At 70.3% G+C, this 14,989-nt stretch carries 11 protein-coding genes; 3 read left to right on the top strand and 8 right to left on the bottom strand.

All coding sequences use genetic code 11. The features are described 5' to 3' along the window. Window positions 1-112 precede the first annotated feature (112 nt). From SNA_RS27240 to SNA_RS27210, 7 genes are all read right to left on the bottom strand, one after another. Window positions 113-1,318, bottom strand: coding sequence for an acyl-CoA dehydrogenase family protein (locus SNA_RS27240; RefSeq protein WP_030067719.1), 1,206 nt, complete (start codon window positions 1,316-1,318; stop codon window positions 113-115). A gap of 5 nt (window positions 1,319-1,323) precedes the next feature. Continuing rightward, a complete protein-coding gene (locus SNA_RS27235) occupies window positions 1,324-1,848 on the bottom strand; it encodes a MaoC family dehydratase (protein WP_030067718.1) in 525 nt (174 codons plus the stop codon). A 5-nt stretch (window positions 1,849-1,853) separates the two neighbouring features. Beyond that, window positions 1,854-2,816 carry an HpcH/HpaI aldolase/citrate lyase family protein gene (locus SNA_RS27230; protein WP_030067716.1) on the bottom strand — a complete coding sequence of 321 codons (963 nt, stop codon included), beginning with the start codon at window positions 2,814-2,816 and terminating at the stop codon, window positions 1,854-1,856. Then, on the bottom strand, window positions 2,813-4,825 hold the full coding sequence (locus tag SNA_RS27225) for a protein meaA (RefSeq protein ID WP_030067715.1): 2,013 nt from the start codon (window positions 4,823-4,825) through the stop codon (window positions 2,813-2,815). Before SNA_RS27225 ends, SNA_RS27230 begins: the two co-directional genes overlap by 4 nt. Before the next feature lie 30 nt (window positions 4,826-4,855). Continuing rightward, entirely contained in the window at window positions 4,856-6,193 is a 1,338-nt protein-coding gene (ccrA, locus tag SNA_RS27220; protein WP_030067714.1) for a crotonyl-CoA carboxylase/reductase, read from the bottom strand. Between the two features lie 407 nt (window positions 6,194-6,600). Then, on the bottom strand, window positions 6,601-7,404 hold the full coding sequence (locus SNA_RS27215; RefSeq protein ID WP_030067713.1) for a TetR family transcriptional regulator: 804 nt from the start codon (window positions 7,402-7,404) through the stop codon (window positions 6,601-6,603). Between the two features lie 142 nt (window positions 7,405-7,546). Continuing rightward, window positions 7,547-9,367, bottom strand: coding sequence for a 3-hydroxyacyl-CoA dehydrogenase family protein (locus SNA_RS27210; protein ID WP_044367106.1), 1,821 nt, complete (start codon window positions 9,365-9,367; stop codon window positions 7,547-7,549). A gap of 418 nt (window positions 9,368-9,785) precedes the next feature. Here SNA_RS27210 and SNA_RS27205 point away from each other — a divergent pair, with 418 nt between their 5' ends. Next, window positions 9,786-10,382 (top strand): HEAT repeat domain-containing protein, encoded by a 597-nt coding sequence (locus SNA_RS27205; RefSeq protein ID WP_030067712.1) that lies wholly within the window; start codon window positions 9,786-9,788, stop codon window positions 10,380-10,382. A 386-nt stretch (window positions 10,383-10,768) separates the two neighbouring features. Here SNA_RS27205 and SNA_RS27200 read toward each other — a convergent pair whose 3' ends face one another. Next, window positions 10,769-11,782 carry an Rv2578c family radical SAM protein gene (locus SNA_RS27200; protein ID WP_030073690.1) on the bottom strand — a complete coding sequence of 338 codons (1,014 nt, stop codon included), beginning with the start codon at window positions 11,780-11,782 and terminating at the stop codon, window positions 10,769-10,771. Between the two features lie 157 nt (window positions 11,783-11,939). On the opposite strand from SNA_RS27200, the gene SNA_RS27195 reads away from it, so the two are divergent. Together SNA_RS27195 and SNA_RS27190 are read left to right on the top strand one after the other, a co-directional pair. Beyond that, complete coding sequence (locus tag SNA_RS27195; protein ID WP_030073692.1) at window positions 11,940-12,383, top strand: SRPBCC family protein; 444 nt, start codon at window positions 11,940-11,942, stop codon at window positions 12,381-12,383. A gap of 216 nt (window positions 12,384-12,599) precedes the next feature. Beyond that, a complete protein-coding gene (locus SNA_RS27190; protein ID WP_044367105.1) occupies window positions 12,600-14,972 on the top strand; it encodes an MFS transporter in 2,373 nt (790 codons plus the stop codon). Window positions 14,973-14,989: the final 17 nt, after the last annotated feature.

Here is a 14,989-nt window from a genome sequence, read left to right as displayed (position 1 = left end):
GGATGCTATCGGGTGCGGGCGGCAACTGGCCAAGAGCCAGCGCCAATCCGTGGCCGAAGTCCGTGACCGGGGTGTGATCTTCGTCTAGACGAAAACGCCCCAATTGGGACGTTCACCCCTGGATTCGGTACTCCTCCAGCAGCCGGCGACCAATGATCATTTTCTGGATCTCGGCGGTACCTTCACCGATCAGGAGCATCGGGGCCTCGCGGTAGAGACGCTCGATCTCGTACTCCTTCGAGAAGCCGTAGCCGCCGTGGATACGGAAAGCGTCCTCGACCACCTCCTTGCAGTACTCGGAGGCCAGGTACTTCGCCATGCCCGCTTCGAGGTCGTTTCGCTGGCCGGAGTCCTTTTTGCGGGCGGCATTAACCATCATCGCATGGGCGGCTTCGACCTTTGTCGCCATTTCGGCCAGTTTGAACTGGATGGCCTGATGCTGGGCGATCGGCTTGCCGAAGGTGTGGCGCTGCTGCGCGTACGAAACGCCCAGCTCGAAGGCGCGCTGGGCGACTCCGCAGCCACGCGCGGCGACATTGACCCGGCCGACCTCGACGCCGTCCATCATGTGATAGAAGCCACGTCCGGTCTGGCCGCCGAGCACCCGGTCGGCCGGGATCCGCAGGCCGTCCATGATCAGCTCGGTGGTGTCGACGCCCTTGTAGCCCATCTTGTCGATCTTGCCCGGGATGGTCAGGCCGGGGCGGACCTCGCCGAAGCCCGCCTCCTTCTCCACGAGGAAGGTCGTCATCGACTTGTGCGGCGCGGTGCCCTCCGGGTGGCCCTCGTCCGTACGGCACAGCACCGCGACGAGCGTGGACGAACCGCCGTTGGTCAGCCACATCTTCTGGCCGTTGAGGACGTAATCGTCGCCGTCCCGCACGCCCTTGGAGGAGATGGCGGACACGTCCGAGCCCAGCGCCGGCTCGGACATCGAGAAGGCGCCGCGGATCTCACCGGCCGCCATCTTCGGCAGGAAATAGTCCTTCTGCTCCTGCGTACCGTGCTGCTTGAGCATGTACGCCACGATGAAGTGGGTGTTGATGATGCCCGAGACGCTCATCCAGCCGCGGGCGATTTCCTCGACGGTGAGCGCGTAGGTGAGCAGCGACTCGCCCAGCCCGCCGTACTCCTCGGGAATCATCAGCCCGAAGACGCCCAGTTCCTTCAGCCCCTCGACGATCTGCGTGGGGTATTCGTCGCGGTGTTCCAGCTCCGTGGCGACCGGGATGATCTCCTTGTCCACGAAGTCGCGGACGGTCGAGAGAATTTCCCGCTGAATGTCGGTCAGGCCCTCGGTCTGCGCAAGACGGGTCATGGTGACTACTTCTCCTTCTTGGCCGCAGGGGCCTTGAGCTCGGGGCGGCCGGGCTGCTCGCCGCCGCGCTCCTCGATGTACGTGGCCGTGGGGACCATCACCTTGCGCCGGAAGACACAGACCAGCGTGCCGTCCTGCTTGTAGCCCTTGGTCTCGACGTACACGATCCCGCGGTCCGACTTGGACTTCGAGGGCGTCTTGTCGAGCACCGTCGTCTCGCCGTAGAGGGTGTCGCCGTGGAACGTCGGCGCCACGTGCTTGAGCGACTCGATCTCCAGATTGGCAATCGCCTTTCCGGAGACATCGGGCACCGACATGCCCAGCAGCAGCGAATAGATGTAGTTACCGACGACGACGTTCTTGCCGAAGTCGGTGGTCTGCTCCGCGTAGTTGCTGTCCATGTGCAGCGGGTGATGATTCATCGTGAGCAGGCAAAAGAGGTGGTCGTCGTATTCCGTGACGGTTTTTCCGGGCCAGTGCTTGTACACGTCGCCGACGGTGAACTCTTCATAGGTACGGCCGAACTGCATCGCGCTTATGCCTCCGGGGCCTCGAACGTGGATGTACGGATCATGCCTGCGGCACGGCCCTTGCCGGCGATGACGAGGGCCATTTTCCGGCTCGCCTCGTCGATCATCTCGTCACCGAGCATCGCGGAACCCTTGGCCCCGCCCGCCTCCGAGGTGTGCCACTCGTAGGCGTCCAGGATCAGCTCGGCGTGGTCGTAGTCCTCCTGGGACGGCGAGAACACCTCGTTGGCGGCCTCGACCTGACCGGGGTGCAGCACCCATTTGCCGTCGAAGCCCAGGGCCGCGGCCCGCCCGGCGACCTCGCGGTAGCCGTCGATGTTCTTGATCTGGAGATAGGGACCGTCGATGGCCTGGAGGTTGTGCGTACGGGCCGCCATCAGAATCCGCATGAGGATGTAGTGATAGGCGTCCGCCGGATAGCCCGGGGGCTGCTCGCCGACCACCAGGGACTTCATGTTGATGGACGCCATGAAGTCGGCCGGGCCGAAGATGATGGTCTCCAGGCGCGGCGAGGCACCGGCGATCTCGTCGACGTTCACCAGACCCTTGGCGTTCTCGATCTGCGCCTCGATGCCGATCCGGCCGACCTCGTAGCCCATCGTCTTCTCGATCTGGGTCAGCAGCAGGTCCAGCGCCACGATCTGCTGGGCGTCCTGCACCTTCGGCAGCATGATGCAGTCGAGGTTGGCGCCCGCGCCCTCGACGACCGTGATGACGTCCCGGTACGTCCAGTGCGTGGTCCAGTCGTTGACCCGTACGACCCGGGTCTTGCCCGTCCAGTCGCCCTTGTTCAGGGCGTCGACGACGGTGTGCCGGGCCCCTTCCTTGGCGAGCGGCGCGCAGGCGTCCTCCAGGTCCAGGAAGACCTGGTCGGCGGGCAGGCCCTGGGCCTTCTCCAGGAAGCGGGGGTTGCTGCCCGGGACGGCCAGACAGGAGCGGCGCGCCCGCTGCCGGTTCACAGCGGTCATGCGGGGACCTCCAGGGGATCGAGCTTGTTCGCCTTCCGGATCTCGTCGACGATACGGCCGATGATCTCCGTAATCCCGAAGTCCTTCGGAGTGAACACGGCGGCCACCCCGACTTCCCTGAGGGCGGCCGCATCGGCCGAAGGGATGATGCCGCCGACGATGACCGGCACATCGTCCACACCGGCGCGGCGCAGCCGGCTCAGCACGTCCGGCACCAGCTCGGCATGCGAACCGGACAGGATCGACAGTCCCACGCAGTGCACGTCCTCGGCGACGGCCGCCGAGACGATCTGCTCGGGGGTCAGCCGGATGCCCTGGTAGACCACCTCGAAACCGGCATCGCGGGCGCGTACGGCGATCTGCTCGGCGCCGTTGCTGTGTCCGTCCAGACCGGGCTTGCCCACCAGCAGGCGCAGTTTGCCGCCGCCCAGGTCGGCGGCGGTCCTGGCGACCTTGTCGCGGACCAGCGCCAGCGGGGTGCCCGCCTCGGCCGTGACGGCCAGCGGCGCGCCCGAGACACCCGTCGGCGCCCGGAACTCGCCGAAGACGTCCCGCAGCGCCCAGGCCCATTCGCCGGTTGTCACACCGGCCCGCGCACACTCCAGGGTCGCCGCGAAAAGGTTGCCGTCGCCCGCCGCGGTCTTCTTCAGCGTCGACAGCGCCTCCTGGGCGCGGCCCTCGTCCCGGTTGTCCCGCCAGTCGTGCAGCGCCTGGACGACCCGCGCCTCATTGGCCGGATCGACGGTCATGATGGCGGTGTCCAGATCCGCGGTGAGCGGATTGGGCTCGGTGGACTCGAAGCAGTTGACGCCGACGATCTTCTCCTCGCCGGCCTCGATCCGGCCCCGCCGCTCGGCGTGCGAGGAGACCAGCTGCGATTTGAGATAGCCGGACTCGACGGCCGCCATCGCGCCGCCCATCTCCTGGATCCGGGCGATCTCGGCCAGGCACTCGTCCACCAGGGCGTCGACCTTGGCCTCGATGACATGCGAGCCGGCGAAGATGTCCTCGTACTCCAGCAGATCGCTCTCGTGCGCCAGCACCTGCTGGATACGCAGCGACCACTGCTGGTCCCAGGGCCGCGGCAGGCCCAGCGCCTCGTTCCAGGCGGGGAGCTGGACGGCGCGGGCGCGGGCGTCCTTCGACAGCGTCACCGCCAGCATCTCCAGCACGATCCGCTGGACGTTGTTCTCCGGCTGCGCCTCGGTCAGGCCCAGCGAGTTGACCTGGACGCCGTAGCGGAAGCGGCGGTGCTTGGGGTTCTCGATGCCGTAGCGCTCGCGGGTGACCTTGTCCCAGATGCGGCCGAAGGCGCGCATCTTGCACATCTCCTCGACGAAGCGGACGCCCGCGTTCACGAAGAAGGAGATCCGGGCCACCACGTCGCCCTTGCGGTCCTCGGGGACCTGCCCTGACGCGAACACCGCGTCCAGGACGGCGATGGCGGTGGACATCGCGTACGAGATCTCCTGGACCGGAGTGGCGCCCGCTTCCTGGAGGTGGTAACTGCAAATGTTGATCGGGTTCCACTTGGGGATGTTGTTGACCGTGTACGCGATCATGTCGGTGGTCAGCCGCAGGCTCGGCCCCGGCGGGAAGACATGCGTCCCCCGGGACAGGTACTCCTTGACGATGTCGTTCTGCGTCGTCCCCTGGAGCCTGGTGATGTCCGCGCCCTGCTCCTCGGCGACCACCTGGTAGAGCGCCAGCAGCCACATGGCCGTGGCGTTGATGGTCATCGAGGTGTTCATCTGCTCCAGCGGTATCTCCTGGAACAGCCGCCGCATATCGCCGAGATGGGAGACCGGGACCCCGACCCGGCCGACCTCGCCGCGGGCGAGGATGTGGTCGGGGTCGTAACCGGTCTGCGTCGGGAGGTCGAACGCGACCGACAATCCGGTCTGGCCCTTGGCGAGATTGCGCCGGTAGAGCTCATTGGACGCCTCGGCGGTGGAGTGCCCGGCGTACGTCCGCATCAGCCACGGACGATCCTTCTGACGCTCAGTCATCTAAACGGTCTCCCGTACCTCTTCGCCGGCTCAGACGTTCCGGAAGCGGTTGATGGCGTCGAGGTGCTCGGCGCGCATCTCCTCGTCGCGCACGCCCATCCCCTCCTCGGGCGCGAGCGCCAGCACGCCGACCTTGCCCTGGTGCAGATTGCGGTGCACGTCGTAGGCCGCCTGCCCGGTCTCTTCCAGGGTGTAGGTCTTCGACAGCGTCGGGTGGATCTTGCCCTTGGCGATCAGCCGGTTGGCCTCCCACGCCTCCCGGTAGTTCGCGAAGTGCGAGCCGATGATCCGCTTCAGCGACATCCACAGGTAGCGGTTGTCGTACTCGTGCATGTAGCCGGAGGTCGAGGCGCAGGTGGTGATGGTGCCGCCCTTGCGGGTGACGTACACGGAGGCGCCGAAGGTCTCGCGGCCGGGGTGCTCGAAGACGATGTCGATGTCCTCGCCACCGGTCAGCTCGCGGATCCGCTTGCCGAAGCGCTTCCACTCCCGCGGGTCCTGGGTCTGCTCGTCCTTCCAGAACTTGTAGCCCTCGGCGTTGCGGTCGATGATCGCCTCGGCGCCCATCGCGCGGCAGATGTCGGCCTTCTTGTCGCTGGAGACCACGCAGATCGGGTTCGCCCCGCCGGCCAGCGCGAACTGGGTGGCGTACGAGCCGAGCCCGCCGCTGGCGCCCCAGATCAGGACGTTGTCGCCCTGCTTCATCCCGGCGCCGTTGCGCGAGACCAGCTGGCGGTACGCGGTCGAGTTGACCAGACCGGGCGCCGCCGCCTCCTCCCAGCTCAGGTGCTTGGGCTTGGGCATCAGCTGGTTGGACTTGACCAGCGCGATCTCGGCCAGGCCGCCGAAGTTGGTCTCGAAGCCCCAGATCCGCTGCTCGGGGTCGAGCATGGTGTCGTTGTGGCCGTCGGAGGACTCCAGCTCGACGGACAGACAGTGCGCGACGACCTCGTCACCCGGGCCCCAGGCGTTGACGCCGGGTCCGGTGCGCAGCACGACGCCGGCCAGGTCGGAGCCGATGACGTGGTACGGCAGGTCGTGGCGCTTGGTGAGCTCGGAGAGCTTGCCGTAGCGCTCCAGGAACCCGAAGGTCGACATCGGCTCGAAGATCGAGGTCCACACGCTGTTGTAGTTCACGGAGGAGGCCATCACGGCCACCAGCGCCTCGCCCGGGCCCAGTTCGGGCACCGGCACGTCCTCGACGTGCAGCGACTTGCGCGGGTCCTTCTCCCTGCTGGGCAGGCCGGCGAACATGTCGGCCTCGTCCTTGTGCACGGTCACCGCGCGGTAGGACTCGGGGAGGGCCAGCGCGGCGAAGTCGTCGCGGGTGGTGTCGGGCGCGAGGATCGCGTCCAGGATTTCATTCACGGGATGCCTCCGGCGAAGCACGTTTTTTGAGGGGAACGGCTTGAGGGAACGTCGGGGGTGGTGCAGGGGTGGTGCCGTCGGTTCGGCCGGTGTGGCTGTGGCGCGGGGTCGGCGCCGGTGTGAGGTGTGCCTGTGACGCAGGCGTCCGGACGGGGCAGCCGCGAAGGGTTGCTGGGACAGCCGATGCACGGGTGTCGCTGTGCACCGGTCGACCGGACACTCTCAACGTATGACACCGCGTGCCATCTGACAAGACACTGAGTGCCATGAATTTCTCGCTTGAGAAACTTGGCGTTCAGATGAGCGCAATGAGCGATCAACGATGATCGTTCATCGCGTAAACGCCGCAGCCCGCCCAGCGCCTCGGCGGCTGGACGGGCTGCGGTTCTGTGGTGTGGAGGCGCCCCTCAGCGCTTCTTCAGCGCCCGCTCGATCGTGCGCATGACCTCGTCCAGCGGCGCATCCGTACGGGCCACGGCCACCAGGACCTCGCCCGCCCGGGAGACGGAAGCGGGGGCGGCCGGCTCTCCGGAGGTGGTGCGGCCCGCGCCGATGCCGGTGCCGAAGGTCTCGCGGACGATCTCGAAGGCATGGTCGAGCTGGGCCTCGACGTCGCCCTCGGCGCCGGCCCGCAGCCAGCGGCGCAGAACGTGGTTGTGGGCGGTGACCACGGCGGAAGCGGCGACCTCGGCGAGCAACGGGTCGTCGTCGCCCTCGCGGTGGGCGCCCTCGTCGAAGTGGCCCAGAAGATAACGGGTGAAGAGGCGCTCGTAGCGGGCGACCGAGGCGATCTCGGCCTCGCGCAGGGTGGGCACCTCACGGGTGAGGCGGTAGCGGGCGACGGAGACGGCCGGTGCGGCCGCGTACATCCGCATGACCTCCTTGATGCCGCGGCAGACCGTGTCGAGCGGGTTCTCGTGCGGCGGCGCGGCATCCAGGACGGCCTCGGCGCGCACGAGGGTGTCGTCGTGGTCGGGGAAGATCGCCTCTTCCTTGGAGCGGAAGTGGCGGAAGAAGGTCCGGCGGGCGACCCCGGCGGCGGCCGCGATCTCGTCGACCGTGGTCGCCTCGTAGCCCTTGGTCGCGAACAGCTCCATGGCCGCAGCCGACAGTTCGCGGCGCATTTTGAGCCGTTGGGCGGCCGCGCGGCGGGAGCCGGGAGTGCTGGTGTCGGTGGCGTCGGAGGTCGGCGTACGAGCGGGCTGGGACATGTGGGGACGGTACTGCATATTTACTCGGCCTGCGGCATCAGGTACCGGCCGCGCCCCCCTGACCTGGGACGGACCGCCGGCCGAAGGCTCCAGCAGTCCGCCCCACGGCCCCCCGGCGCGTGGCCGGGGGTGCCCCGTCCCGTCAGCGCTTGGCGTACTCACGGAAGCCGCGGCCGGTCTTGCGGCCGAGGCAGCCCGCCGCGACGAGGTGCTCCAGCAGCGGCGCCGGGGCCAGGCCCGGGTCGCGGAACTCGGCGTGCAGCACCTTCTCGATGGCCAGGGAGACGTCCAGCCCGACGACGTCGAGGAGTTCGAACGGGCCCATCGGGTAGCCGCCGCCGAGCTTCATGGCGGCGTCGATGTCGTCCAGCGAGGCGTAGTGCTCCTGCACCATCTTGATCGCGTTGTTGAGGTACGGAAACAGCAGCGCGTTCACGATGAAGCCGGCCCGGTCGCCGCAGTCCACGGCGTGCTTGCGGACCTTGGCACACACCGCGCGGACGGTGGCGTGGACGTCGTCGGCCGTCAGGACCGTACGGACCACCTCGACCAGCTTCATGGCCGGGGCCGGGTTGAAGAAGTGCATCCCGATGACGTCCTGCGGACGCGAGGTGGCGCGGGCGCAGGCCACCACCGGCAGCGACGAGGTGGTCGTGGCCAGCACGGCACCCGGCTTGCAGACCTTGTCCAGGGTGGCGAAGAGCTGCTGCTTGACCTCCAGGTCCTCGGCCACCGCCTCGACGGCCAGATCGACCTCGGCGAAGGCGTCGAGCGAACCGGCCGGGGTGATCGCGGCCAGCGCGGCGTCGCGCGCCTCGGCGGTCATCCGGCCCTTGCTCACCGAGCGGTCCAGGGACTTGGTGATCCGGGCCTTGGCCTTCTCCGCCTTCTCCAGGCTGCGGGCGGCCAGGACGACGTCGAAGCCCGCCTTGGCGAAGACCTCGGCGATACCGCTGGCCATCGTCCCGGAGCCGGCGACGCCCACGCTGGTGACCGTACGGCCCGCACCGAGCGCGCCGTCGGCCGCGGGGCTCTCCGCGTCCGGCACGACCGTAGGGCTGCCCGGCGCCTCGTACGTGTAGAAGCCGCGGCCCGCCTTACGGCCGGTCAGCCCGGCCTCGGCCAGCTGCCCCAGGATCGGCGCGGGGGCGTGCAGCCGGTCGTGCGACTCGGCGTACATGGCCTCCAGGACCGTACGGGCGGTGTCCACGCCGATCAGGTCGAGCAGGGCGAGCGGGCCCATCGGCAGGCCGCAGCCCAGCCGCATCGCGGCGTCGATGTCCTCGCGGGTGGCGTACTTGGACTCGTACATCGCGGCGGCCTGGTTCAGGTAGCCGAAGAGCAGACCGTCGGCGACGAAGCCGGGGCGGTCGCCCACCGCGATGGGGTCCTTGCCCAGGTCACGGGCGAGCTGGGTGACGGCGGCGACCGCGGCCGGTGCAGTGAGCACCGAGGAGACCACCTCGACCAGCTTCATGGCCGGGGCCGGGTTGAAGAAGTGCACGCCGAGCACCCGCTCGGGGCGCTGCGAGTCGGCGGCCAGCCGGGTCACCGACAGCGCGTTGGTGCCGGTGGCCAGGATCGCGTCGGGGCGCACGACGGCGTCCAGTTCGGCGAAGACCTGGCGCTTGAGCTCGTAGTTCTCCGGCACCACCTCGATGACGAGATCGGCCTCCGCGGCGGCCTGGAGGTCGGAGAAGGTGCGGAAGCGGGCCAGGATGCCCTGCCGCTCCCGCTCGCTGATCCGCTCGCGCTGCACGGCGCGGGCGGTGGCGGCCTCCAGGGAGGCGACGGCCTGGCGGGCCGCGGCCTGGTCGGTGTCGATGCCGATGACCTCGCGGCCGGCGCGGGTCAGCACCTCGGCGATACCGGTGCCCATGGTGCCCAGGCCGACGACGGCCACCGTGGAAAGGGACAGGGGAATGACTTCGGTCGAGAGATCAGGGGTGGACGAAGGGCCCATCGCGAGACTCCAAGGGTGTTCCCCTGAGGCAGGGGAGAAGTGACGACTGGGACGACAAACGGAGGGGTCGCACCGACGCGGCCGTACGCAGCGCACAGCGGCCAGAGGGATACGGCGGAAATGCCGCAAAAAGCCGCAGCGTCACGGGGAGCGCCGACGGGGCGGGAGTCGCGGCGGGCCCTGTCCCGGGGCCGTGCCGTGTGCTCCTGCAATGTCGTGCTGAGTGCGGTGCCGAACCGACTTCGAACCGACTTCATTTACTGGCGGCTGCGTCACCGGCCGCCCGAGCAGGGGTGCTGCCCGTCCCAGCAGGTTAACCGGTGGGTAACCGAAGCGCCAGGGGTAGTGCGGGTCATTAGGCTGTGGTGCAGGCCACGTCGTCGTCACCCGGGACGGCCCGGCGGGAGGGAAGCGACAAATGGAAGAGGAATTCCACGAGTTGACGGACCGGGTGCGGGCCGAGCTCCGCTCCCCGGACGATCTGGCCGCCTACGAGCGGCTGCTCGCACTGGCCCGCAAGAACACCCCGGCCGCCCGCGACGAACTGGCCCGGATGCTGGTCGCCGTCGAACGGCCCCTGTGGGCCCGGGAGATCGCGGCTTTCGTCCTCGGCTGCGCCGGCGACAAACGCGCCTTCGAGACGCTGGTGCTGCTGCTGAACTACCGCGAACCGGTCCGCTGCGCCACCGCCGCGCACGCCCTCGGCCGCCTCGGCGACCCCCGCACCGCCCGTGCCGCGGCCGCCCTCGCCACCAATCCGCTGCGCACCGCCTACGCCTTGCACCCCGTCCGGCTGCTCGCCGAACTCCGCGCACCGCAGTCCGTACCGGCCCTGATCGCCACGCTCGATCGCCTCCTCACCCCGAACACCCCCTATTGGCGCGTCGCCCTCGCCTGCGTGGAGGGCCTGGCCGCGCTCGGCGACCGGCGCGCGGTCCCCACGCTCACGGCTGCGGCGGCGCACCCTCGGTTGGCGGCGGCGGCCGCGGCGGCGCTGGCTCGCTTGGGCGTTTAGTCCCACGGTCCCGCCGTGGCGGGTTTCTCCCCACGTTTTTGTCTGCGGCGCCGCGGTGTGTTCTCGCCGTTGCGCCTGCGGCGGGCGTGGGGTGTACGGGGGCGGTGCCCCGCCTCCGGACTTCGTCCTGCGGCGCGGCCCCTCCCGTGGGTGGGGGGTAGAAGGCCGGTGGGGGCGGGCGTCGTATGTCCGGTTCCGTATGACGCGATCGACAAGCGGCATCCGACCGCCCACGTGCACCCCCACTGGTTTTCTCCCACCCCCAACGGGGAGGGGCCGGGCCGCAGGACGAAGTCCGGAGGCGTGGCACCGCACCCGTACAACCCACGCCCGCCGCAGGCGCAACGGCGGCAAACACCCACGGCGGGACGGCCGACAACGTGGGGTCACAACAACGACAGCTGCGTGGGATCCGCCGGCCGCGTCGGCGACTCGGGGGCGGCGACCCCCCGGTGCTCACCGGGCCGGTACGGCCCCACGCCGTACTCGGCCGCGAGCTCGTGCACCTGCCGGGTCACGCCCCGCTGGTACCACGTGGGGGCGTAAGAGCCCCCGGCATACAGGCGCTCGTAGCGCCGTACGAGGTGCGGGTGATGGCGGCCCAGCCACGTCATGAACCATTCCCGGGCGCCGGGGCGCAGGTGCAGGACGAGCGGGGTGACCGAGGCGGCCCCCGCATCGGCTATGGCGCGGACCGTGGCCCGTAGCTGGTCGGGTGCGTCACCGAGGAAGGGGATGACCGGCGCCATCAGGACCCCGCACGTGATGCCGTGCGCGGTGAGCGTGCGCACCACGTCGAGGCGGCGCTCGGGCGCGGGTGTGCCCGGTTCGACGGTGCGCCACAGGGCGTGGTCCAGGAAGCCGACGGAGACGGAGATGCCGACGTCGGTGACCTCGGCGGCCTGCCGCAGCAGTTCCAGGTCGCGCAGGATCAGCGTGCCCTTGGTGAGGACGGAGAACGGGTTGGCGTGGTCGCGCAGCGCCGTAAGGATCCCGGGCATGAGGGCGTATCGGCCCTCCGCCCGCTGGTAGCAGTCGACGTTCGTTCCCATGGCTATGTGCTCGCCGCGCCAGCGCCGCGCGGTCAGCTCGCGGCGCAGCAGGTCGGGGGCGTTGACCTTCACCACGATCTGCGAGTCGAAGCCGAGCCCCGTGTCGAGGTCCAGATAGCTGTGGGTCTTGCGGGCGAAGCAGTAGACGCAGGCGTGGCTGCACCCCCGGTACGGGTTCACGGTCCATTCGAACGGCATCCGGGAGGCGCCCGGGACGCGGTTGAGGATCGAGCGGGCGCGCACTTCGTGGAAGGTGATGCCGCGGAATTCGGGGGTGTCGATCGTCCGGCTGACGACGTCCGTACCGAACAGCGCGGCAGGGCTTTCGCCCAGATTGTCCCAGCGCATCGGGCCTCCTTCGGGGTCCGGTCGAGCCCCCCGGCTCCATAATAGAACATCTGTTCCCTTCTCTGGTGTCGCCCCGGATTTTGGGCGTGCCACCCAGTGGTGGTTGGCTTGGCGGCGCACCGCAGGACCGGCAGCCGAGTACTGGAGGACGACACACATGGGCCAGGTCGAGGCCACCACGCAGCGTGAGATCGCGGCGGACCCGGAGGACGTTTTCGATGCGCTCGCCGACTACAGCGGCATGCGCCACAAGCTGCTGCCCGAGCACTTCAGCGAGTACGAGGTGCGCGAGGGCGGCGACGGCAAGGGCACGCTCGTCCACTGGAAGCTCCAGGCCACCAGCAAGCGCGTGCGCGACTGCCTGCTGGAGGTCGACGAGCCCACCGACGGGCAGCTCGTCGAGAAGGACCGCAACTCCTCCATGGTGACCACCTGGGTCGTCACCCCGGCGGGCGCGGGCCGCGCCAACGTCGTGATCACCACCACCTGGAACGGCGCGGGTGGGATCGGCGGCTTCTTCGAGCGGACCTTCGCACCCAAGGGCCTCGCGCGGATCTACGACGCGATTCTCGCCAACCTCGCCCGGGAGATGGAGAAGTAGCCGGTCACCGGTTCGGGTGGTTTCCGTTGCGCCGTGGTGTCCGGTCCGCTGGACCGCTCCCGTACGGAAACGCCTGATGGGAGCCCAATGGGCGTCCCGCGCAACGTACTTGATGTCCCTTCCCGCCCCGCACGACCCCTTTCGTCGTACTTGATCGCCGTTAACGCCCGATGCGAGAAATGGGCGGTGGTGCAGGTGTGACAAGGGAGGCAGTACGTGGGCGGGACCACCCTGGCGGTACGGGGCGAACGGGCCGCGGTACCGGCCGCGGCCACACCGGGCGGCGCAGCTGGGCCGCCCGGTTCCGGCCGGCCGCGCATGGTGCTCGCCGGCCTGATGCCGGCGCTGCTGCTTGCGGTCCTCGATCAGACGGCCCTTGCCCCCGCCCTCCCCGCGATCGCCCGTGAGCTGCACGGACTGCCGGTGACGCCCTGGGCGATCACCGCGTATCTGCTCGCCGCCGCCCTCGGTCTGCCCGTCCACGGCGCCCTCGGCGACCTCTTCGGCCGCAAACCGGCCCTGCTCCTCGCGATCCTGGCCTTCACCGTCGGCTCGGCGCTGGCCGGCTGGTCGGGCTCCATGGGCGAACTGCTCGCCTTCCGCGCCCTCCAGGGCCTCGGCGGCGGCGGTCTGCTGATCGGCGCCCTGGCGGTCACCGCCACGCTCGTCCCGCCCCGCTCCCGCCGTCGCTGCCGGGGCCTGATCGCCGTCGCCCTCGGACTCGCCTTCGTGGCCGGGCCGTTGGCCGGCGGCCTCCTCGCCGACCACGCTTCCTGGCGCTGGGGCTGCTACCTCACGGTGCCCTTCGGGGTGCTGGCGTTCCTCGTCGTCGCCGCCCGGCTCCGGCTGCCGAAGCCCGGCGCCCGGCCCCGGCGCGACGTCGCGGGCGCGCTGCTGCTGACCGCGTTCGCCATCTGTCTCGGGCTGCTGGCCAGTTGGGGCGGCGGCGCGTACGCCTGGACCTCACGGGTCGTCCTCGGTCTCGGTGCCGGTGCGCTCGCCACCGCCCTGCTCTTCCTCGTCGTCGAACGCTTCGCCGCCGCGCCGCTCCTCCCGCCCCGTCTGCTGCGCGACTGCCTGGTGAGCATCACCGCTCCGGTCGGCGCGGTCGTCGCCCTCGCCCTCCACGGCGCCCTCGGCCGGCTGCCGGACCTTGCCCGGACGGCGGGCGGCGCCACCGGCGCCGGCCTGCTGACGCTGCCCCTGCTGCTCGGCATCGTCCTCGCCACCCTGGTCTCCGGCCGGCTCATCGTCCGCACCGGCCACCACCGGATCTTCCCCGTCCTCGGCTGCGCGGTGGCCGCCGAGGGCATCTGGCTGCTGACCCGCACGGCGCAGGACGCCCCCTACGGCGCCCACGGCCTGGGGACCGGCCTGCTCGGCCTGGGCATCGGCTTCGTCCTGCCCGTGCTGGTGCTCGCGGTACGCAACTCCGCCTGCCGCTACGGCGCCGTCTGCCGCGCCACCACCACCGCCCGATGGCTCGGCGGCAGCATCGGCGTGGCCCTCTTCTGCACCCTCGCCACCGCCCGCCTCGCCGGGCAACTGACCCCCCACCTCCCCGCCGCACTGCGCGGCGGCTCCCTCGCCGCCTCCGCGCACGCCGTGCCGGAGATCGTCCGCTGTCTCGCCCCGCTGCTCGCGCTGGGTTTCCTGCTCGCCCTCTTCCTGAAAGAGAAACCACTGGTGTCCCACACCTCTCCCGCCACGCCGGCCACCCCGATGCCGCACCTTCCGTACGGCGACGCCGAGAACTCCGGGGCCGGTGTGCCCAGGGCCCGCTCCGCCACCAACTCCTATGGCACGCACGCCGGTTACGCCCCCTCGTCGGCCGGCGTCCCGGTCTGCGGCACGGTCCAGCACCACGACGGCTCCATCGTGCCGCGCGCCGCGCTCACCCTCATCGACGTCGCCGGCCGGCAGGTCGGACGTGGCGCCACCGGCGAGGACGGCCGCTACGCGCTGGGCACCCCCGGCGCCGGCTCGTACGTCCTGATCGCGGCGGCGGGCGGCCACCAGCCGCAGGCCGTCACCGTCACCGTCGGCGAACGGCCGGTCGAGCTGGACGTGGTGCTCGGCGGCGCCGGACGCCTCGCCGGCACCGTCACCACCGGCGACGGCACCCCCGTACGCGACGCCATGGTCACCCTCACCGACGTCCGCGGCGAGGTCGTCGCCACCACCCGCAGCGGACGCGAAGGCGGCTATGTCATCGGGGAGTTGGTGGCCGGCGAATACACCCTCGCCTCCAGCGCCCCCGCCTTCCGGCCCGCCGCGCTCCCCGTCACCGTCCACGCCTCCCGCGAGACCCGCCAGGACATCGAGCTGGCCGGCGGCGCGGTGCTGCGCGGCACCGTACGGGCCGGCGGCGGCCGCCCGGTGGAGGACGCCCGGGTGACGCTGCTGGACGCGGCCGGCAACGTCGTCGACACCGCCACCACCGGCCCCGACGGCCTCTTCCGCTTCGTGGACCTCTCGGCCGGCGAGTACACCGTCATCGCCGCCGGATACCCGCCGGTGGCCACCGTCCTCCAGGTAGCCGGCGGCGGCCGCACCGAACGCGACCTCCAACTCGGCCACGAGGACTGAGCCCCCGGGGCGGGCAA

Origin of the sequence: Streptomyces natalensis ATCC 27448 (genome assembly GCF_000935125.1) — a bacterium.
Lineage (GTDB): Bacteria > Actinomycetota > Actinomycetes > Streptomycetales > Streptomycetaceae > Streptomyces > Streptomyces natalensis.
This window is presented reverse-complemented; position numbering and strand designations above follow the sequence as displayed.